The sequence below is a fragment of the Cedecea sp. VD22 genome (assembly GCF_037150195.1).
In the GTDB taxonomy this organism is placed as follows: Bacteria; Pseudomonadota; Gammaproteobacteria; order Enterobacterales; family Enterobacteriaceae; genus Cedecea.
In genome coordinates this window covers 231,163-251,055 of record NZ_JBBCPX010000005.1, presented here as the reverse complement: position 1 = coordinate 251,055, position 19,893 = coordinate 231,163, and the positions used below count along the sequence as shown (strand labels likewise).

Sequence of the window (19,893 nt, the reverse complement as noted above, 5' to 3'; positions counted from 1 at the left end):
AACCACTCCTTTTTTATTTGGGCTAGAAAGGCGTTGGGCCCAGCACGGTCACTGCGAGTTGTTCGGCAATGGCCATCAGCTGGTCCATATCCTGAGCAGCAATCAGCCGCAGCGCCTGCTCAACGCCTCCGGGTGTACAGGTCATTAGCAGCCGCATGGGCTTATCGGTTCTGTTGGCCCATGCGTGTGGAATACCTCTTTTTAACAGCAGCGATTCGCCGGCGCTGGCATCAATAACCTTTTCCCCGTAGGCAATCCGGGCTGTGCCCTCGAGGACAAGGGCATACTCATCTTCGTTGGCATGAACGTGAAGCGGCGTTCCGTCGCCCGGCTGTGAAACGATCTCCACCACCGAGTAAAGTCCACCGGTCTGCTCCGCAGAGATGCGAATCAGGCAAGCTTCGCCCGGCCGCGTTTGCAGCCACTGTGACGATGCTTCCAGCGCCGTTGAGTGCGATGTTGTATTCAAGATGTTGGCCTCAGTAAAAGTGTTTTGCAGGTGAAACTGTTTTTTTGTTCCTCTCCACTTTAAGCTCCCCAAATCCCGCGCTGCATCTCTGGAGTGTAATAATATGCAACAAACGAAAGCGGCCTTAGCCCGGTACTTTCAGCTCAGGATCCGGCACTCTAAGGTGATACCCGACTGAACCTGGAGAATGTTGTGTCCGATATCCTCAGCAAAATTATCGCCGTTAAACATGAAGAAATTGCCGCCGCCAAAAAAGCAATTTCCCTGAGCCAGCTTGCGGAACAGGCCGCTGCTCAGAACCACCGTGATTTTGTTGCCGCGCTGCGTCATAAGCGTGATGCAGGCCTGGCGGGCGTGATTGCCGAAGTGAAAAAGGCCAGCCCATCGAAAGGGTTGATTCGTGAGAATTTCAATCCTGCTGAGATAGCTGTTTCTTACCAGCAGGGTGGGGCTGCATGTTTGTCGGTGCTAACCGACGAACAGTTCTTCCAGGGAAGCGCGACCTATCTGCAGCAGGCGCGAGCTGCCTGCGACGTGCCGGTTTTACGCAAAGATTTTATGATCGATCCGTGGCAGGTTGTGGAAGCCCGGGCGATGGGGGCGGATTGCATCCTGCTTATTGTTTCTGCGCTTGAAGATGGCCAGATGCAGGAGCTTGAGGCGCAGGCCCACGAGCTGGGCATGGCGGTGCTGGTAGAGGTGCATGATGCCGATGAGCTGGAACGTTCGCTCCGGTTGACCACGCCGCTTATCGGTGTCAATAACCGTAATTTGCGCACCTTTGAGACCACGATAGAAACCACCATCAGCCTGTTGGCACAGCTGCCGGCAGATCGCATGGTTGTGACCGAGTCTGGCATCGCTACGCGCGAACATGTGGTTCGCCTGCGCGAAGCTAACGTGAACAACTTCCTCGTGGGGGAAGCTTTTATGCGGGCAGATGAGCCGGGACAGGAGCTAGCTGCGATGTTTTTCCCCGCTCGGTAAACGGCAGAATACATGTTAAACCAGAGCTAAAGCCCGCTGAGATAGCGGGCTTTTTTATTGATTTTTGCCAGGATTATGTTGATAAATGTCGTGCACTTAAAGTGCATAATAAATGCAATTTATACAATAACGATAATGAGTGGGACAATATGAGCGATAAATGGTTAACAACGCTGATCGCTGACGATCCGCAGGCAGGATATGAACTAGCGGTGACGCTGAGCCGTCGGGGAGTCAAAACCGTACAGCCGGACCCGGAAGTGCTGAAAAAGCTGCGTCCGGTCTACGCGAATGATGCCGATGCGCTGATTGCGTCATCTCAGGTCATCGCGATTCATTTCCAGACGATTGCTGCGGCGAATAATTACTGGAAGGATTAGTGCTTAGCTGATTTACCTAAGAAAAAGGAGTGATTTATCACTCCTTTGTTGTTTCTACAGGGCTCGAATAATCCTGTCTTATTCAGACTCGTCTTTTTTCTTTTTCTTTTTAAATCGCGCCCAGATTTTCGTTTCCTGGCCTCGCCACAGGCGCTGAATATTGTCGTGATGGCGCATCAGGATCAGGCAGGAGAGCATTGCCACCGGGAAGGTAAACTGCGGTTTGAACCACCAGACATAAAACGGGGCTATCAGCGCGCTGATAATGGCACCGAGGGAAGAATAGCCGCTCAGAAGTACGCTTAGCAGCCAAGTTCCCGCCATCACGCCGGTTAAATCCCAGCCGATAGGTGCAATGGCGCCAAACGCCGTGGCGACGCCTTTACCGCCTTGAAACTTAAAGAATACTGGCCAAATATGGCCCATGCAGGCGGCAATAGCAATCAGGCCAAGCCAGAAGGGCGTCACACCCAAGGCCCAGGCCGCCCAGACCGGCAGCATGCCTTTCAGCACATCAAAAATTAGTACCGCTACGGCTGCACCTTTGCCGCCAATGCGTAACACATTGGTTGCTCCTGGGTTACCGGAGCCGCTCTCGCGTGGATCGGGGAGACCGGCAATGCGGCACACCAGAATGGCGCTAGAAATCGAGCCGCAAAGATACGCGAGGAGAATCATACCAGGCGCGATTGCACTCATAACGCTGTTCCATGTTGAAAGTGTCGAAGTCTTCTTTGCATCTGTGGATAATACGCATATTTCGCCGGAAGTGGTATCCGGCATGACTAAAAACCGGGCAGGGCGTGATGGACATTGTATTTATAGAGCAACTTTCGGTAATCACCACTATTGGTGTTTACGACTGGGAACAAACCATTGAACAGAAGCTGGTGTTCGATATCGAAATGGCCTGGGATAACCGCAAAGCCGCAGGCAGTGATGATGTCAACGACTGCCTCAGCTATGCGGATGTCAGCGAAGCGGTTATAAAGCACGTGAGCGGGGGGCGTTTTGCGCTGGTGGAGCGCGTTGCTGAAGAGGTTGCGGAACTGCTGCTGACCCGCTTTAATTCACCGTGGATTCGGCTGAAGGTGAGCAAGCCCGGCGCTGTTGCACAGGCCGCTAACGTGGGCGTTATCATCGAGCGTGGCGGTAATCTGAAACAAAGCAAATAATGGGCTGAACGTTAAACCAAACGGCGAAAGGCTGGTCTTAACGATGTATCTTTTTGCGGCAGGCGTCAAACGTGTGCCGTTTTTTTGTGTTCGTTTTTGGGATGAGGGGTAAGTGATGAGCGATTTACCAACGTTGGCGATAGCCGCCATTCTTGGCGTTGTGGAAGGTTTAACGGAGTTTTTACCGGTATCGTCTACCGGGCACATGATCATCGTAGGGCATCTTTTAGGCTTCGAGGGGCAAACGGCGGAAACCTTTGAAGTGGTTATTCAACTGGGTTCTATTCTCGCCGTGGTGGTGATGTTCTGGCGTCGTCTGTTTGGTTTGATTGGTATCCACTTTGGTCGTCCTCCTGAGCATGAAGGGGTAGGTACCGGCCGTCTTTCTCTGATTCATATTTTGCTTGCTATGATCCCGGCGGTAGTGCTCGGCCTTGTCCTGCACGATGCCATTAAATCGCTGTTTAACCCGGTCAACGTGATGTATGCCCTGGTGGTTGGCGGCGTGCTGCTGATTGTCGCCGAGTGCTTTAAGCCAAAGGTACCGCGTGCCGTAGGCGTGGACGACATCACCTATCGTCAGGCGTTTATGATTGGCTGCTTCCAGTGTCTGGCGCTTTGGCCGGGGTTCTCTCGTTCCGGGGCAACGATTTCCGGTGGGATGCTGATGGGCGTTAGTCGCTATGCGGCTTCTGAGTTCTCATTCCTGCTGGCGGTGCCAATGATGATGGGGGCGACGGCGCTTGATCTCTACAAGAGCATCGGCTTCCTGACGATGGGTGATCTGCCGATGTTTGCCGTGGGCTTTGTCACGGCGTTTATCGTGGCGCTGGTCGCCATCAAAACCTTCCTGCAACTCATCAAGCGTATTTCGTTTATTCCGTTTGCGATTTACCGTTTTATTGTTGCCGCCGTGGTGTTCTTTATCTTCACCTAGTGGCAGCGGCCCTCAGCCTTGCGGCTGGGGGCAATTCGCTTCCTTCCAGGCCGCAACGGCCTTAATTCTCCGCTTCGTTAATTCTTCACGGATCGCCGGGCCGCTGAAGCCTGCTTCTATCACTTCTTTATTGGTTACGCTCTGCGCGGCAATCCAGGCCGCGCGAAGCATTCTGCCCTGCGGATAATCGCTGGCCTCAAAGCCGGTGCGTCCGCGAGCATCTGCTTCGCTGGTTAAGGCGATTTGCTCCACGCGCTGCGGCTTGCGCCAGGCGTCAATGGCGTCGAACAGCTTGATCACCGTTTTGGGCTGCAAAATCGGGAAGGTATGGATCAGGTCGTGGAATTCTGCGACCAGTTTAGCCAGATCACGAATCTCGTTTGGTACGCGCAGGCGAGCACAAAGTTGCTCCACAAGCTTAACGCCCGCCGGGCCGTGGCCGTGGTGGCTGGGCCATTTTTCCTTTGGCGTCAGCCCTTTTCCGAGATCGTGACACAGCGTGGCGAAACGCACATCTACCGCCGGACTAAGCTGCGCGGCAATAGACAGCGTCATCAGCGTATGAATACCGGTGTCGATCTCCGGATGCCATTTGGCCGGCGCGGGGACACCGTAAAGCGCGTCTATTTCCGGGAACAGAACTTTCAGGGCGCCGCATTCGCGTAGTACGGCAAAAAAGACCTGCGGATTGCGGCTGGTCAGCGCATTTTCCGTCTCTTTCCACACGCGTTCGGCGGTGAGATGCGCAATTTCGCCGTTGTCCGTCATGGAGCGCATCAGGGCGAGTGTTTCTGGCGCTATCTGGAAATTAAGATGGGCATAACGTGCAGCAAAACGCGCCACGCGCAGCACGCGCAGCGGGTCTTCATTGAACGCCGGTGAAACATGGCGAAGCAGGCGACGCTCGATATCGGCAAGGCCGTTATACGGGTCGATAAGCTCGCCATTCTCATCCTGGGCAATAGCGTTGATCGTCAGGTCGCGACGCAGGAGATCCTGTTCAAGCGTGACGTCCGGGGCCGAATAGCAGGTAAAGCCGGTATAACCCTGGCCCGATTTCCTTTCGGTACGGGCCAGCGCATACTCTTCGTGGGATTGAGGATGCAGAAACACCGGGAAGTCTTTTCCGACCTGCTCGTAGCCTTCGTCCAGCATTTGCTGAGGCGTCGCCCCAACCACAACCCAGTCTTTATCCTTAACCGGCAGTTTTAATAACCCGTCACGAACCGCACCACCGACAAGATAAATCTTCACGCTTTACACCCCAGGCACCGTTATTGAACCACGAATGGTAAGTGTAGATGCGAGGGGGAATCAACGGCTAATGTGCCGTCACTAGTTCATCCAGCGGTCTTTCTTCTTGCGGCTTGGGATCATGTGCGGAAGCAGCAGGCCAATCAGCAGGCCAAACCCTGCCACGCCGCCGCCGTACATAAACCATTGCATGATGATGGCACGCTGTTTGTCGTCAAGCTGGACGTTGGCGGCATCCACCTTTTTCTTGGCGACGATAAGCTGGTTTTTGAGCTGCTGATTCTCGTCCTTCAGGCCATTAATCACGGTGTCGCTCTGGGCCACTTTCTGCTGCATTTCAGCGGTACGCTGGTTCCAGGTCGTGTCGATGTTGTTCAGCTTGTCTGTCAGCGTTTTGACCTGGTTTTCCAGATCGGGAACGCGGGTACGCAGGCTTGGGGTGGTGCTTAGCTGCGCGAGGGGGATCCAGGAGGTACGCCCGTTGCTGTCACGTACCTGGCCGTATTTGGTTTCTTCGTTGCTTTGCAGCAGCGTGACTTGTTCCCCTGCGTTGACGGTGCCAACCAGGCGGTAGTTATCGCCCGGGCCGCTGCGGACCCAGGTGTTTAATTCATCAGAGACATAACGTTTTTCTTCGGCATGAGCCACGACGGAAACGCTAAGGGAGAGCAAAGTGAGGCAAATCAGGCGTAATTTCTGCATTATTTCGTCGTTATTTTCATAAAGTGTGGAACGATAGTAGTGGCAACAGTCTGACGGCGCAATCCGTAAACCTGAATGAGAATCATCCTGATGTCAATTTGACCACCCGGCGTTCCCGCCCTACCGCAAATTCGCTACCCGACAGGGTATTTTGTCGTACTATTACAGACCTAATCGACGCTATTTAGTTCGCCAGGCGATCGCCTGGCGTGACGTAAACATAAGTAAAGAAGACATGGCCCAGGAAATCGAACTTAAATTCATCGTTAATCCTGCAGCGCTTGACACGCTGCGCGACAAATTAAATGCCCTGCCGGGCGAGCACAGCGACCCGCGTCAGTTGCTCAATATTTATTATGAAACGGCGGATAACCTGCTGCGCCGCCACGACATGGGGCTGCGTATTCGCGGCGATGCCGGGCAATACGAAATGACGATGAAAATCGCCGGGCGAGTGACCGGCGGGCTGCATCAGCGTCCTGAATACAACGTGGCGCTAAGCAAGCCCGAGCTGGATCTTGCTTTACTGCCAGCAGAAGTTTGGCCGGAAGGGCTGGACGTGGCGACTTTACAGGCCGACGTGAAGCCGCTGTTCAGTACGGATTTTGCGCGCGAAAAGTGGGTAGTTACTCACGGTGAAAGCCGCATTGAACTGGCGTTGGATCTGGGTGAAGTGAAAGCCGGTGAGCACCAGACTCCCATCTGCGAGCTTGAACTTGAGTTGCTGAGCGGTGAGACGGCGGATTTACTGGCCCTGGCGGAAAGTCTGGTCACCGAATCTGGCCTGCGTCAGGGCAGCCTGAGCAAGGCGGCACGGGGCTATCACCTGGCCCAGGGCAATGCGGTGCGCGAAGTGAAACCGCTGGGCGTACTGTATCCGCCGGCTAAAGCCAACGTTGAGCAGGGGCTGGAAGGTGCTCTGGAGCTGGCGCTCGCCCACTGGCTGTACCATGAAGAATTATGGCTTAGCGGCGTGAAAGCGGCTAAGCAGCAGGTGATTGACGCCGTGGGCCTGGTGCGCCATGCCCTCGCGCTTTTTGGCGGCATCATTCCAAGAAAAGCGAGCACCCACTTACGTGAGCAGCTGATTGCGCTCGAAGCACGCTTTGCCGGTGACGAAAAAGCCGAAGTGATTGTCTATAGCGCGCAGGCGAGCAGCGCTAAGCTGGCGCTGACCCGCTGGCTGGTGGAGCGCCAGTGGCAGCCGTTCATTGATGAGAAAGGCCGCGCGAAGCTGGATAGTTCCTTTAAACGTTTCGCGGATACGCATCTTTCCCGCCATGCGGCTGAGTTAAAAGAGACGTTCCAGCGCCCGCTGGGGGATGCATACGCAGACCAGTTACCGCGTCTGGCGCGTGAGACGGATGCTATCCGCCTGCTGGCCGGGGTGTACAGCGATGCGCAAACCCAGCCGTGGCTGGAAAACTGGCAGGGGTTGCGTCACGCCATTGTTACCCGCCAGCGCATAGAAATTGAGCATTACCGAAACGAAGCGATCTCGCAGGCGCCTTTCTGGCTGCACAGCGGGAAATAATAGACTGGTAACGGATACCCACCATGATGGCGCTGACCCCTTTGTTACAGCAGCACCTGCAGGCGTTTTTGCCGCGCCTGCCGCAAGAGATTGACTCCCTGACACTGAGCGAAGAAGCTCGCGCGGTGCTGGCGATAAGTGATTTTGTTGGTGACAGCGTGGTGGCGTATCCCGCCTGGCTGCAAACCCTGCAGCAGGACGCCCCTACGGCTGACGAATGGCAACATTATGCCGCCTGGCTGCAGCAGGATCTGCAGGATGTGCACGACGAAGCGGCATTGATGAAAGCGCTGCGGTTTTTCCGTCGCCGTATCATGGTGCGTATCGCCTGGGCGCAGGCGCTGGAGCAGGTGGATACGCAAAGCACGCTGCAGCAGCTGAGCGTGCTGGCGGAAACGCTAATTGTTGCCGCCCGTGACTGGCTTTATGCGGCCTGCTGCCGCGAATGGGGCACGCCTTGCAACGCCGCCGGTGAGCCGCAGCCGCTGCTGATCCTTGGCATGGGCAAGCTGGGCGGAGGCGAACTGAATTTCTCTTCCGATATCGACCTGATTTTTGCCTGGCCGGAAAACGGCTCCACCCAGGGCGGGCGCCGTGAACTGGATAACGCCCAGTTCTTCACCCGCATGGGGCAGCGCCTGATTAAAGTCCTCGACCAGCCAACGCAGGACGGCTTTGTGTACCGCGTGGATATGCGTCTGCGTCCGTTTGGCGACAGCGGTCCGCTGGTACTGAGCTTTGCCGCGCTGGAAGATTATTACCAGGAGCAGGGGCGCGACTGGGAACGCTACGCGATGGTAAAAGCGCGGATTATGGGCGACAACGACGATGTCTGGAGCCAGGAGCTACGCAACATGCTGCGGCCATTTGTGTTCCGCCGCTACATCGACTTCAGCGTGATTCAGTCCCTGCGAAACATGAAGGGCATGATTGCCCGCGAAGTCCGTCGCCGTGGGCTAACGGACAATATTAAGCTCGGCGCCGGCGGCATTCGCGAAACCGAGTTTATCGTGCAGGTCTTCCAGCTCATCCGCGGTGGCCGGGAGCCTTCTCTGCAGTCCCGTTCGCTGCTGCCTACCCTGGAAGCCATTCAACAGCTTCATCTGCTGCCGGAAGAAGATGCCCAGAAACTGCGTGCGGCTTACCTCTACCTGCGTCGGCTGGAAAACTTACTGCAAAGCATCAACGACGAGCAGACGCAGACCTTGCCCGGTGACGATCTAAACCGTGCCCGGCTGGCCTGGGCGATGCAGGCGACTGACTGGGAAGCCCTGCAGCAAACGCTGCAGCTGCATATGAACGACGTGCGTCAGGTCTTTAACGATCTGATTGGCGACGATGAGCCGGAAGCCGGTGAAGATAAAGTTGCTGAAGGCTGGCGCGAGCTGTGGATCGACGCCCTGGACGCCGATGAAAACATGGCGGTGCTGAGTCATTTGAGCGCTGAGGCGCGGGCAGAGTTACTGAAGCAAGTTAGCCATTTCCGGCAGGAGATCGACAAGCGCACCATTGGCCCACGTGGCCGCCAGGTGCTGGATCAACTTCTGCCGCACCTGCTGAGTGAAGTCTGTTCCCGGGCCGACGCGCCGCTGACGTTTTCCCGTCTGACGCCGCTGCTGTTTGGGATCCTCACCCGCACGACCTATCTGGAACTGTTAAGTGAATTCCCCGGCGCGCTTAAACACCTGATTACGCTCTGTGCGGCCTCGCCGATGATTGCCGCGCAGCTTGCCAGCTATCCGCTGCTGCTGGATGAACTGCTCGACCCTAATACGCTGTATCAGCCCACGGCAATGGACGCCTATCGCGACGAACTGCGTCAATATCTGCTGCGCGTGCCGGACGAAGACGAAGAGCAGCAGCTGGAAGCGTTGCGTCAGTTCAAGCAGGCGCAGATGCTGCGCGTGGCGGCGGCCGATATCGCTGGCACCTTGCCGGTGATGAAGGTCAGCGACCATCTGACCTGGCTTGCGGAAGCGATTCTCGATGCGGTGGTGCAGCGTGCCTGGGCGCAAATGGTGGCGCGCTACGGCCAGCCTCGTCATTTGCAGAACAGAGAAGGGCGCGGCTTTGCCGTGCTGGGCTATGGCAAACTCGGCGGCTGGGAGCTGGGCTACAGTTCCGATCTGGATCTGGTTTTCCTGCATGATTGCCCGATGGAAGTGATGACGGACGGCGAGCGTGAAATCGATGGCCGTCAGTTCTATCTGCGCCTGGCGCAGCGCATCATGCATCTGTTTAGCACGCGTACCTCAACCGGGATTTTGTACGAAGTTGACGCTCGCCTCAGGCCGTCCGGTGCGGCAGGTATGCTGGTCACCACCGCAGAATCGTTTGCTGATTATCAGAAGAATGAAGCCTGGACCTGGGAACATCAGGCGCTGGTTCGCGCCCGTGTGGTGTACGGCGATCCGGCGCTTAACCGCCAGTTTGACGCCATCCGCCGCGAGATCCTGTGCACGCCGCGTGAAGGGGAAGCCCTGCAGGTAGAAGTGCGCGAGATGCGTGAAAAAATGCGCGCGCATTTGGGCAATAAGCACCGCGATCGCTTTGATATTAAAGCCGATGAGGGTGGGATCACCGACATCGAATTTATTACGCAATATCTGGTGCTGCGCTATGCCAGCGAAGCGCCGAAGCTAACCCGCTGGTCCGATAACGTGCGCATCCTGGAACTGATGGCGCAGAACGACATCATGGATGAAGCCGAGGCCAAAGCGTTGACGCATGCCTATGTCACGCTGCGGGATGAATTGCACCATCTGGCGCTGCAGGAATTGCCGGGCCACGTTGCGCTGGACGCCTTTGCGAAAGAGCGTGAGCAGGTGCGTCGGAGCTGGCAAACCTGGCTTGGCGAGCCGCAAACGCACGCGGGAGAGTAATTATGTTATCATCCCGCGCAAAATTTTATCCCTCGCTGGAGAGTCAGGAATGAAAGTAACGCTGCCCGAATACAGCCGTGCAGGCGTCATGGTGGTTGGTGATGTGATGCTGGATCGCTACTGGTACGGCCCAACCAGCCGTATTTCGCCGGAAGCCCCGGTGCCGGTGGTGAAAGTCGATACCATCGAAGAACGCCCTGGTGGCGCGGCTAACGTGGCGATGAACATTGCTTCGCTGGGCGCGAATTCTCGCCTGGTTGGCCTGACCGGCATTGACGATGCGGCGCGCGCGCTCAGCCAGAGCCTGGCCGGGGTCAACGTGAAGTGTGACTTCGTTTCTGTTCCGACTCACCCGACGATTACCAAGCTGCGCGTGCTGTCCCGCAACCAGCAGCTGATTCGCCTCGACTTCGAAGAAGGGTTTGAGGGCGTCGATCCTGAGCCGCTGCACGAACGTATCAGCCAGGCGCTGCCGCAGATTGGTGCGCTGGTGCTTTCCGACTACGCAAAAGGCGCTCTGGCGACCGTACAGCAGATGATTCGCCTGGCACGTGTTGCCAAAGTCCCGGTCCTCATCGACCCGAAAGGGACTGACTTTGAGCGCTACCGTGGCGCAACGCTGCTGACTCCGAACCTTTCAGAATTTGAAGCCGTGGTCGGCAAGTGCAAAACCGAAGCCGAGCTGGTGGAACGTGGCATGAAGCTTATTGCCGATTATGAACTGTCGGCGCTGCTGGTGACGCGTTCAGAACAAGGCATGACGCTTCTGCAGCCGGGCATTGAGCCTTTCCATCTGCCGACTCAGGCACAGGAAGTCTATGACGTGACCGGGGCCGGTGACACGGTGATCGGCGTGCTGGCGGCAACGCTTGCGGCGGGGAACTCGCTGGAAGAAGCCTGTTACTTCGCGAATGCCGCAGCTGGCGTGGTGGTTGGCAAGCTGGGGACATCAACCGTTTCTCCGGTCGAGCTGGAAAACGCGGTGCGCGGTCGCGCGGAAACGGGTTTTGGCGTGATGACCGAAGCCGAGCTGAAAGTTGCGGTTGCCGCTGCCCGCAAGCGCGGTGAGCGCGTGGTGATGACCAACGGCGTGTTCGATATTCTGCATGCGGGCCATGTTTCCTATCTGGCCAACGCGCGCAAGCTGGGTGACCGCCTGATTGTCGCGGTTAACAGCGACGCGTCAACCAAACGTCTGAAAGGGGAAACCCGGCCGGTTAACCCGCAGGATCAGCGCATGATTGTGCTGGCTGCGCTGGAAGCGGTGGACTGGGTGGTACTGTTTGAAGAAGACACGCCTCAGCGCCTGATTGGTGAAGTCCTGCCGGATCGTTTAGTGAAGGGCGGCGACTACAAACCAGAACAGATTGCCGGGAGCAAAGAGGTTTGGGCCAACGGCGGGGAAGTGATGGTACTGAACTTCGAAGATGGCTGCTCCACCACCAATATCATCAAGAAGATTCAAAATAACGGCTAAATTGGCCGTTAAGAAAAAAGCCTCTCGTTTGAGAGGCTTTTCTGTTTCTAGTGCTTCACCAACGTGGCGAAGTAGTACGCCAGCGGAATGGCCAGCAGGTAAAGCCCCACCGGGATTTCACGCCATTTACCGGCAATCACCTTAATGATGATATAGAACAGCAGGCCGCCAGCGATCCCGGTCCCGAAGCTGTTGGCGATAAGCGTGATCATCACCATCATCAGCACCGGCAGACCTTCGGTGAAGTTGCCCAGATCCACTTTGCGCAGGCCGCTGAACATGTTCAGGCCGATAAGGATCAGCGCGGGCGCGGTTGCCTCTTTCGGGATCATCAATGCCACCGGGGTAAACAGCAGCATCAGCAGGAACATTACCGCTGCCGCCAGCGCGGTGAGGCCGGTTTTACCGCCCGCTTCTGCCGCCGCTGAAGACTCAATCAGCGCGGTAGCCGCCGGAATGCCGACCCACGGGCCTAGCGCGGCGGCAATGGAATCCACCATAAACGGGCGGTTGATGTGCGGCATGTTGCCATGTTCGTCCAGCAGGCCAGCCTCGCCACCCACCGCCAGCGTCGTGCCCATGGTGGAGAAAAACTCTGAGGCAAAGAAGACAAACAGGAACGGCAGGAAGGCGATATTCAGCGCGCCGAGCATATCCACGTGCCCCAGCACCGGCGTCAGCGAGTGCGGCATGGCGATAAAGCTCTGCGGCAGGTGAGTGACGCCCAGAGGAATACCGACCAGAGTGGCAAACAGAATCGCCCATAAAATGGCTCCCGGCACGCGGCGAGCCTGAAGCGCAATCGCCAGGAACAGGCCGCACAACGCCACGACAGCGCCAGCAGAAGTGAAGTCACCGAGCGCCAGCGCGTTGGTTTTGGCGTTGGCGAGCACCAGCCCGGCGTTGCGGAAGCCCAGCACCGCAACAAACAGGCCGATGGAGGCCGTCAGCCCAAGCTTGATCGACTGCGGTACCGAGCGCGTGACCACTTCACGCAGGCCAAGGCGGGTAAGCGCAAAGAACAGAATGCCTGACCAGCAGGCGATGCCGAGGCCAATCTGCCAGCCAATATGCTCACTCCCGGCAAGCGTCACGCCGACCAGCACCGAACCGCCGATGCCCGGCCCGACAATAAACGGCAGGTTGCCGTAAAACGCCATCAGCAGCGTGCCGAGGACAAAAACAACGATCGTCCCGGTGGTTGCCGCACCTTTATCCATCCCGCCCACGGCCAGCAGGCCAGGGATAACAACCAGCAAATAGGCGGCGGCGAGAAAGCCAGTGATGCCCGCGAGGCATTCGGTTTTCACTTTGCTTTGGCGGCTGCGAAGCTGGAATCGCCGCTCCAGCCAGCTTTCGCTGGCGGCCTGAGACACTGAATTTTCGGCCATTACTTGGCTCTCCGGATTAATGTGTTGTGTGTGCGTCTGCCGGGTGTTCGTGGCATTCAATAAGCGGGTCGACGATCTGGCGAGTACTGCCGTCCGTCAATCCCAGGTCGGTCAGATGTGGCCCGGCGTTACAGGCCAGGCAGGTGCCTTCGATGGCCTTGAAAACTCGGTACGGTGGCTCCCAGTCGGCGACTTTATTGCTCAATTCACGGAGTTGAGCAAACTGCTGCGCCAGGTCGGCGGCGGGCAGGTCGGAGAGCATCCCGGCAATCGGCATTTCCACCTTCGCCAGCATCTGTCCGTTCTGGCTCAGCGCCATCCCGCCTCCACAGGCGATCAGCGCGTTGGCGGCGAGCGCCATGTCCTGCGGATCTCTGCCGAGGACAACGAGGTTGTGCGAGTCGTGTGAATAGGTAGTGGCAATCGCGCCGCGCAGCTCACCCCAGCCTTCGAGCAGCGCCAGCTGTGGTTTTGCCTCATGGCGACCGTGGCGATGCTGAACCCAAATCAGGCTGAAGCCGTCCGGGACCTGAACTTCGCCGTGCCGGACTTCCACCTCGACTTCGCTCCACTGGGTGAAGCGCGCGCCCTTGATGTGGCGCAGGCGCGCGCGCCCATTATTCACTGGCACCTTGAGAACAAAATCGTTCGGGCTGAGCGACTGAAGTCGGACGGTGTCTCGCGGGGGAACGATGGACGGTGCCGCGACGGGCTCCAACATTTTTCCCTGTTCCGCGATGAGTTTCCCGGCGACATAAACGGTTTGAGCGCTCAGTTTTTCCAGCGTATCGAAGACCACCAGGTCGGCAGTGCGGCCCGCGGCAATCAGGCCGAGATCCGGGCGTTGCAGGCGCAGCGAGGCGTTCAGCGTGGCCAGGCGCAAAGCATCTTCGGCTTTCATGCCGTGCTCGATGAGCAAGTTCAGCAGGGCAACGATACCGCCTTTCGCCAGCAGCATGTCCGGCGGCACGTCGTCGGTGCAGACGGTGACCTGCGATGACAGATGCGGCAGGCCGTTCAGCGCGGCGACGATCTCTGGCAGCAAATACGGATGTGACCCGCGAATCTCCAGGGTCAGCCCGGCACGCAGTTTTTCCAGCGCGTCGGCGGCGGAAGTCAGTTCATGATCTGACGTCACGCCAGCGGCAAGGTAGGCCTGTAATCCCGCGCCATTCAGGCCGCGGGCGTGTCCTTCAATCAGTTTGCCGCTTTCCAGGCCAGCGTTAAGAATCTCCAGCATTCTTTCGCTGCCGTTCAGCACGCCGTGCATATCCATCACTTCGGCTACGCCCGCCACTTCCGGCCATGAAAGCAGTGTTTCCATCTCTTTCCCGGCAAAATCAGCGCCGGACATTTCCAGGCCCGGCGTTGAAGGCACGCTGGACGGGGCCGCGCAGATCACGCGTAGCGGCAGGTTGCGGCTGGCGTCAACGGCGTAACGCACGCCCTCAATACCGAGCACGTTCGCCAGCTCGTGCGGATCCCAAAAAATCGTTGTGGTGCCCTGGGCAACGACAATTTCCGCATAGCGCGCGGGCGGCAGGTGGGAGCTTTCAACGTGGACGTGGGTATCCATCAGCCCTGGGCTGAGATAGTTTCCGGCGAGATCGTGAGTCTGGGCGGCATCTTCGCGGCTGCCGCGTGGATGTACGCTGGCGATGAGCGTACCGACGATACCGACATCCGCCTCACGGATTTCACCGGTGGCCATATCCACGATCCGGCCATTGATGAGCAGCAGGTCGAAAGGCGTTTCGCCGAGAGCGGCTTTCACCGCGCGGCGACGTAAATCAGCAGGAGTCATGACAGGTTCCAAAACAGGGGCTCTGGCGGCTACTCTAGGCAGGGGAATACGCTTTGCCCAGATGATTTAATTTATCAGCCGATAAGAAACGTTTATCCTGTGGCAAACGTTTACCTGGCAACCCTGATACTCCAATGGCTGAACCCTGGCAGCGCCTTCCCGCACTCTCGTTAAAACAGATCCAGTATTTTGTGACGCTGGCCAAACTTCGTCATTTCACCGATACCGCCAACCGGCTGGCCATTAGCCAGCCCGCGCTAAGCAGCGCGTTACGGCAGATTGAGTCCGTGTTGGGCGGGAAACTGGTTAACAGAACCGCTGCGGCAGTGACGCTGACGGACCTGGGCGCAGCGCTACTGCCCCATGCCGAACGCGTGCTCAACGTCGCGCAGCGCGCGTTTGACGACATGCAGCGCATTGTCCAGGACGGCGGTGACGGCACGCTTCGCATAGGCCTGGTGCCCTCGGTCGGCAGCCTTTTATTTCCCGATATTCCTCAACGTATTGCAGAGGCTTTTCCTCGCCTGCGGGTGGAGTTTCACGACCGCACCAATGACGCGCTGATTGCCCAGCTTGAAAGCGGCCAGCTGGACTTTGGCCTGGGGGCGCTGGACAGCTCGGTGCCCAAAACGCTGGAGATCCATCCGCTGCAGGAAGATCCCTTCGTGGCGGTAGTCAACTGTCACGATCCTCTGGCAGAATCCAGCCACGCGCCGTGGCGAAGCCTGGTGAAACGGGACATCGCGGTGTTTTCAAAAGGGAATATCAGCCGGCTGGTCGCGGCGATGGCGGAAAGCCAGCGCCTGACGCTGAATGCGCGCTATCAGGTTGATTTTATTGAAACCCTTTATGGACTGGTGCGCTCACAGCTGGCGGTGGCGATTTTACCGCAGCTTTACACCACCTTTTTGCAGGACCCCGAGCTGAAAGTGATTCATTTGCAGCAGCCTTCGCTGAGCCGCACCGTGGCATTGATGCGCAGCACTGAGCCGTTCGCGCCGCAAATAGAAGCCTGCTTCCAGCTTATTGTCCGCCTATTACAACAACGAAAAGTACTCTGACTTTACAAGGAAAACCTGACATGAAAAAGATCCTGCGCGTGGTGGTTGTGCTGCTGATTTTGCTGGTGGCCGCCGTCGCAATCCGCCTGTGGCTGCTGCATCGCCACAGTGATGCTCTGTGGAATATCATCAGCCAGCAGTGCATTCCCAATCAGCAGCAGAACCACTCCCCAGCGCCTTGCCTGAAAGTCGATCTGGCCGGGCGCTACCTGGTATTTAAAGATGCCAAAGGCCCGCTGCATAATTTGCTGATGCCGACGGACAAAATCACCGGTATCGAGAGCCCGAAAATCCTTGAAAACGGTGCGCCAAATTACTTCCTGGATGCGTGGGAGAATCGCCACTATCTGCTGGATGAAACCACAAAAGCGGTTCGGGACGATGATTTGGTGTTAGCGATCAACTCTCGCTACGGACGCTCTCAGAACCAGCTGCACATTCACCTGTCCTGCCTGCGCCCTGAGGTGTATCAATCCATTTACCAGCTTGCCGACAAAGTCGGTGACCAGTGGCAGCCGTTTGGTGCGGAGATCCTTGGCCATAAATATCTGGCGAGAAAAGTCCCGGCAGAGGCGAATCCGTTTACCGTGCTGGCGGAGTACGTGAAGGCTCAGGGCGATGAGATGGAAAACTTTGGCCTGGCGCGAGTGGTGACAACGAAGGGGGATGTGGTGCTGTTGGCTAACCCTCGTCAGCTGCTGGGCGGGAACCAGGGTTCGGCGGAAGAGATGCTGGACTACAGCTGCTCGCTGGCAAACTAAAACAAAATGGCCTCTTAGCAAGAGGCCATTTTTTTGTGCCGTTACGACAGGTAATTCATGCCCTGTTTGAGCACCAGATCGCAGGCTTTGGTTTTCACCTTTTCAGCCAGCGGCGAGTTGCCGATGCTGTTCAGATCCAGCTTCTGGCCGTTGGCCGTGTTCAGTAAGCCCATCAGGCCCTGATTATAGTCCTGCTTGTCGGCAGGCTTGGTGCTGCTTTCCAGCCCCAGCTTGGTCATCAGCTGGTTTTTAATGTTGTCGGTATTGGTGACGGAAGCCAGTTTATTCTTCGCGCAGTACTCCATCACGCCAGCCGCATTGGTCATCGTACTTGAGCTGAGAGATTTGCTGTTGCCGTTCAGCAGGCTGGTCAGTGAAGAGAGAGACAGACCGCCGGTCTGAGCGCCATTGCTGGTAGTAGTGGCATTGCCGCTTTTAGTCAGTTCATTGGCGGCGCTGGAAAGTTGTTCCTGCCAGTTTGCAGCCGTTGCCTGGCCCGCGAAAAAGGCTGCTGCCAGCGCCATTGCGCAGAGCGTTTTATTCCTTGCTTTCATCTTGTGATACTCGCTTTGTTTGCCTGCGGTGCAGGAGATTTCAGGCGTGAGTATAGCGCTTTGGCCGGAAGCAGGGGGATTGAGAGTTGTCTTAAACCGTGGGGGCAGGAGAAAAAGCCGGGTTTCCCCGGCTGTAGCATCAGTTGATGATGTTCAGGGTCACATCAATGTTGCCGCGGGTTGCGTTGGAGTATGGGCAAACAATGTGTGCCGCATCGACCAGTTTTTTCGCTTCGGCAGCGTCCATCCCCGGCAGGTGGATATTCAGCTTCGCTTCGATACCGAAGCCGGTTGGCAGTGGCCCGATACCGACTTCACCTTCGATGAAAGCGTCAGCCGGCATGGAGATTTTATCGCGGCCGGAGACGAACTTCATCGCGCCCAGGAAGCATGCGGAGTAGCCCGCCGCGAACAGCTGCTCAGGGTTGGTGACTTCGCCACCCGCGCCGCCCATCTCTTTTGGCAGGCCCAGTTTGACGTCCAGTACGCCGTCGGAAGAGGTTGCACGACCTTCACGGCCACCGGTGGCTTTGGCTTTTGCGGTGTAAACGACTTTTTCTAAAGACATGGCAGGTTCCTCATCTTACATTTAGTATGTGCTATAAAATAGCGTGCGATTTACATGATGTTTTAAAAATCGCCGACAGTATCGACGATTAATTATTACGTATTTAAATTACTGCGCAAAGTTTCCAGCTGCGCTTTCAGCGCCAGCATGCTGTCTACGCTACAGGCAGAAGCACAGCGCACGGAGTCTGGAATACCCAGCGCTTTTTCCTGCAGCGCTTTCCCTTCCTGGGTCAGCGTGACTGCCACCTGACGCTCGTCTTCGCGGGAGCGCTGACGTAGCAGCAGCCCTGCGCTTTCAAGCCGTTTTAGCAGTGGCGTTAAGGTGGCTGAGTCTAAAAACAGACGCTCGCCGATTTGCGACACCGTGACATCGTCCTGCTCCCACAGCACCAGCATCACCAGGTATTGCGGATAGGTGAGCTGCAGCGGCGTAAGCAGCTGGCGGTAGAGCTTGTTCACCGCCAGATTGGCGGAGTAGAGCGCGAAGCAAAGCTGGTTGTCCAGCAGCAGGGCGTTCGTTTCGGTGGATGTCTTCTTCATGTTTCTCAATATAGATAGCGCGCGATTAAATAGCAAATTTTATTTTACGGCGATTTCGTCTGTGCGATCAGACCCGGGGCTTTTTGCGATAAAGCCACAGCCCCGGCAGAGAGAGCCCGATGGACAGCGCCCCCACGATAAATGACGCTTTCAAGAAGTTGGTCACCAGTTGGATCATCAGCGGATCGCTGTAGCCAAAGTGCGTCAATTTTACCGCCGAGATCATTGCGGTATAGGCGTAGATCCCCGGAAACATAGGAATGACGGCCGCAACGGTAAAGACCTTCGGGTGAGCAAGATACCAGCGTGACCACTGAATACCAATGATGCCGACCAGAATCGACGCCAGAAAAGTGCTCCACTCGATGTTTAAACCCGCCGTCATCATCGCCATACGCGAGCCGTGGCCGATGGCACCGAGAAGCCCACAGTAAGGCAGGGCGCGCTGAGGTACGTTAAAGACTAACGCAAAGCCCACCGCCGGCACGGCAGACAGCGCCATATCCTGAAGCAGGGCCAGAAGAAATTCGATTATGCCCATCCTCTTAGCCCCCATACCGCCATTGCCATCACCACGCCAATGCAGGTTGCCAGCGTGAGCAGGCTGGCCATCGCCCAGCGAGCAAGCCCGGTATTAACATGGCCTTTAAACATGTCGGCCACGGCGTTAATCAGCGGGAAACCGGGGACGAGTAATAACACGCTCGCGGCCATCGCAATATTGGAAGTGGCGGCAAATGGGCCTTTGGCGATAAGCAGGCCCGAAACGGTAGTGGCGACAAACGCGGTGATGCAGAAGTTGATCTGCGGATGAAGCTGGCGGTGGGTGAACAGCTGGCGGACATACATCGCCAGTGAGCTGGCGACAAAGGCGACAAACGCCCCGTCCCAGCCACCGTTGTTCAGTTTGCAGAAACAGCCGCAGGAAAGACCCACCATCAGGACAACCAGCCAGCGTGGGTAACGCAGCGGTTTGATGTGTTCGAAGCGTTTGAGAACGTCCCTGGCATCCAGCAGCTTGTGTTCGGTGAGGATCACGATGTGCTGTACTTCGGTGACGACGTGCATGTTGATCCCGCGATCGTTATTTTTGCGGGTAGTCGTCAGGCACTGATTGTCTTTAATGGTGCTAAGTACAATGGCGTTAGCGGAGATTGAGCTTTCCACGCTGTCCATCCCCAGCGCTTTGCCAAGGCGGGTTGAAAGCTCCTCGACCAGCGCGCTTTCTGCCCCGTGCTGCAGTAAAAAGAGCGCGCATTGAATACATAAACGAGTGACGTCCCGCTGGGAGGCAACATCTGGCTGCATGCTTGATCCTGACTAAAGAGAAGGAAATGCGCTTAACGTTTATCCATTTAACATGAGCGCATCGCTTCATTAGCCGCGTCAGATCAAGCTTTGCGTCACTTAGACGG

Annotated in this window: 20 protein-coding genes; 9 read left to right on the top strand and 11 right to left on the bottom strand. The window is 56.9% G+C overall.

Annotated elements, in window-relative coordinates; genetic code table 11:
* Positions 1 to 22: 22 nt before the first annotated feature.
* Positions 23 to 469 carry a cupin domain-containing protein gene (locus WFK85_RS12710; protein WP_336707700.1) on the bottom strand — a complete coding sequence of 149 codons (447 nt, stop codon included), beginning with the start codon at positions 467 to 469 and terminating at the stop codon, positions 23 to 25.
* A gap of 192 nt (positions 470 to 661) precedes the next feature.
* On the opposite strand from WFK85_RS12710, the gene trpC reads away from it, so the two are divergent.
* Positions 662 to 1,456 carry an indole-3-glycerol phosphate synthase TrpC gene (gene trpC / locus WFK85_RS12705; protein WP_336707702.1) on the top strand — a complete coding sequence of 265 codons (795 nt, stop codon included), beginning with the start codon at positions 662 to 664 and terminating at the stop codon, positions 1,454 to 1,456.
* A 149-nt stretch (positions 1,457 to 1,605) separates the two neighbouring features.
* Positions 1,606 to 1,836 (top strand): hexameric tyrosine-coordinated heme protein, encoded by a 231-nt coding sequence (locus tag WFK85_RS12700; RefSeq protein WP_008460037.1) that lies wholly within the window; start codon positions 1,606 to 1,608, stop codon positions 1,834 to 1,836.
* 78 nt (positions 1,837 to 1,914) lie between these two features.
* On the opposite strand, the gene plsY is transcribed toward WFK85_RS12700, so the two are convergent.
* Positions 1,915 to 2,535 carry a glycerol-3-phosphate 1-O-acyltransferase PlsY gene (gene plsY / locus WFK85_RS12695; protein ID WP_008460038.1) on the bottom strand — a complete coding sequence of 207 codons (621 nt, stop codon included), beginning with the start codon at positions 2,533 to 2,535 and terminating at the stop codon, positions 1,915 to 1,917.
* Positions 2,536 to 2,642: 107 nt separating this feature from the next.
* On the opposite strand from plsY, the gene folB reads away from it, so the two are divergent.
* Complete coding sequence (gene folB / locus WFK85_RS12690) at positions 2,643 to 3,011, top strand: bifunctional dihydroneopterin aldolase/7,8-dihydroneopterin epimerase (RefSeq protein WP_166867010.1); 369 nt, start codon at positions 2,643 to 2,645, stop codon at positions 3,009 to 3,011.
* A gap of 115 nt (positions 3,012 to 3,126) precedes the next feature.
* Positions 3,127 to 3,948, top strand: coding sequence for an undecaprenyl-diphosphate phosphatase (bacA, locus tag WFK85_RS12685; RefSeq protein ID WP_008460040.1), 822 nt, complete (start codon positions 3,127 to 3,129; stop codon positions 3,946 to 3,948).
* A 12-nt stretch (positions 3,949 to 3,960) separates the two neighbouring features.
* On the opposite strand, the gene WFK85_RS12680 is transcribed toward bacA, so the two are convergent.
* Both WFK85_RS12680 and WFK85_RS12675 read right to left on the bottom strand, forming a co-directional pair.
* On the bottom strand, positions 3,961 to 5,202 hold the full coding sequence (locus WFK85_RS12680; RefSeq protein ID WP_166993436.1) for a multifunctional CCA addition/repair protein: 1,242 nt from the start codon (positions 5,200 to 5,202) through the stop codon (positions 3,961 to 3,963).
* Positions 5,203 to 5,283: 81 nt separating this feature from the next.
* On the bottom strand, positions 5,284 to 5,904 hold the full coding sequence (locus WFK85_RS12675; RefSeq protein ID WP_008460042.1) for a TIGR04211 family SH3 domain-containing protein: 621 nt from the start codon (positions 5,902 to 5,904) through the stop codon (positions 5,284 to 5,286).
* Positions 5,905 to 6,139: 235 nt separating this feature from the next.
* Between WFK85_RS12675 and WFK85_RS12670 the strand changes: the two genes are divergently transcribed.
* The 3 genes from WFK85_RS12670 to hldE are packed head-to-tail and all read left to right on the top strand — an operon-like array spanning position 6,140 to position 11,797.
* A complete protein-coding gene (locus tag WFK85_RS12670; protein WP_166993438.1) occupies positions 6,140 to 7,438 on the top strand; it encodes a CYTH domain-containing protein in 1,299 nt (432 codons plus the stop codon).
* Between the two features lie 23 nt (positions 7,439 to 7,461).
* Positions 7,462 to 10,320 carry a bifunctional [glutamate--ammonia ligase]-adenylyl-L-tyrosine phosphorylase/[glutamate--ammonia-ligase] adenylyltransferase gene (gene glnE / locus WFK85_RS12665; protein WP_166993441.1) on the top strand — a complete coding sequence of 953 codons (2,859 nt, stop codon included), beginning with the start codon at positions 7,462 to 7,464 and terminating at the stop codon, positions 10,318 to 10,320.
* A gap of 49 nt (positions 10,321 to 10,369) precedes the next feature.
* Complete coding sequence (gene hldE / locus WFK85_RS12660) at positions 10,370 to 11,797, top strand: bifunctional D-glycero-beta-D-manno-heptose-7-phosphate kinase/D-glycero-beta-D-manno-heptose 1-phosphate adenylyltransferase HldE (protein ID WP_166876997.1); 1,428 nt, start codon at positions 10,370 to 10,372, stop codon at positions 11,795 to 11,797.
* A 47-nt stretch (positions 11,798 to 11,844) separates the two neighbouring features.
* Here the strand turns inward: hldE and WFK85_RS12655 are convergent, their stop codons facing one another.
* Together WFK85_RS12655 and WFK85_RS12650 are read right to left on the bottom strand one after the other, a co-directional pair.
* The gene (locus WFK85_RS12655; RefSeq protein WP_008460050.1) at positions 11,845 to 13,188 is read right to left on the bottom strand and encodes an NCS2 family permease; all 1,344 of its coding nucleotides are present in this window, start codon (positions 13,186 to 13,188) and stop codon (positions 11,845 to 11,847) included.
* A 16-nt stretch (positions 13,189 to 13,204) separates the two neighbouring features.
* Positions 13,205 to 14,992, bottom strand: a complete 1,788-nt coding sequence (locus WFK85_RS12650) for an adenine deaminase C-terminal domain-containing protein (RefSeq protein WP_166993443.1) — start codon at positions 14,990 to 14,992, stop codon at positions 13,205 to 13,207.
* Positions 14,993 to 15,126: 134 nt separating this feature from the next.
* Between WFK85_RS12650 and WFK85_RS12645 the strand changes: the two genes are divergently transcribed.
* Together WFK85_RS12645 and WFK85_RS12640 are read left to right on the top strand one after the other, a co-directional pair.
* Positions 15,127 to 16,053: a LysR family transcriptional regulator gene (locus WFK85_RS12645; RefSeq protein WP_008460054.1), complete on the top strand. Its 927-nt coding sequence runs from the start codon at positions 15,127 to 15,129 to the stop codon at positions 16,051 to 16,053.
* Positions 16,054 to 16,073: 20 nt separating this feature from the next.
* On the top strand, positions 16,074 to 16,814 hold the full coding sequence (locus WFK85_RS12640) for a CDP-diacylglycerol diphosphatase (protein WP_336707707.1): 741 nt from the start codon (positions 16,074 to 16,076) through the stop codon (positions 16,812 to 16,814).
* A gap of 41 nt (positions 16,815 to 16,855) precedes the next feature.
* Here the strand turns inward: WFK85_RS12640 and WFK85_RS12635 are convergent, their stop codons facing one another.
* The 5 genes from WFK85_RS12635 to WFK85_RS12615 form a co-directional block, all read right to left on the bottom strand.
* Entirely contained in the window at positions 16,856 to 17,368 is a 513-nt protein-coding gene (locus tag WFK85_RS12635; protein ID WP_034809722.1) for a DUF2501 domain-containing protein, read from the bottom strand.
* Positions 17,369 to 17,507: 139 nt separating this feature from the next.
* Positions 17,508 to 17,936, bottom strand: coding sequence for an organic hydroperoxide resistance protein (locus WFK85_RS12630; RefSeq protein ID WP_166876986.1), 429 nt, complete (start codon positions 17,934 to 17,936; stop codon positions 17,508 to 17,510).
* 95 nt (positions 17,937 to 18,031) lie between these two features.
* Positions 18,032 to 18,478, bottom strand: coding sequence for a transcriptional regulator, SarA/Rot family (locus WFK85_RS12625; protein WP_166993445.1), 447 nt, complete (start codon positions 18,476 to 18,478; stop codon positions 18,032 to 18,034).
* Between the two features lie 67 nt (positions 18,479 to 18,545).
* Complete coding sequence (locus WFK85_RS12620; protein ID WP_166993447.1) at positions 18,546 to 19,019, bottom strand: threonine/serine exporter; 474 nt, start codon at positions 19,017 to 19,019, stop codon at positions 18,546 to 18,548.
* Entirely contained in the window at positions 19,010 to 19,786 is a 777-nt protein-coding gene (locus tag WFK85_RS12615) for a threonine/serine exporter family protein (RefSeq protein ID WP_166993449.1), read from the bottom strand. The genes WFK85_RS12620 and WFK85_RS12615 overlap by 10 nt, the downstream gene beginning before the upstream one ends.
* Positions 19,787 to 19,893 lie beyond the last annotated feature (107 nt).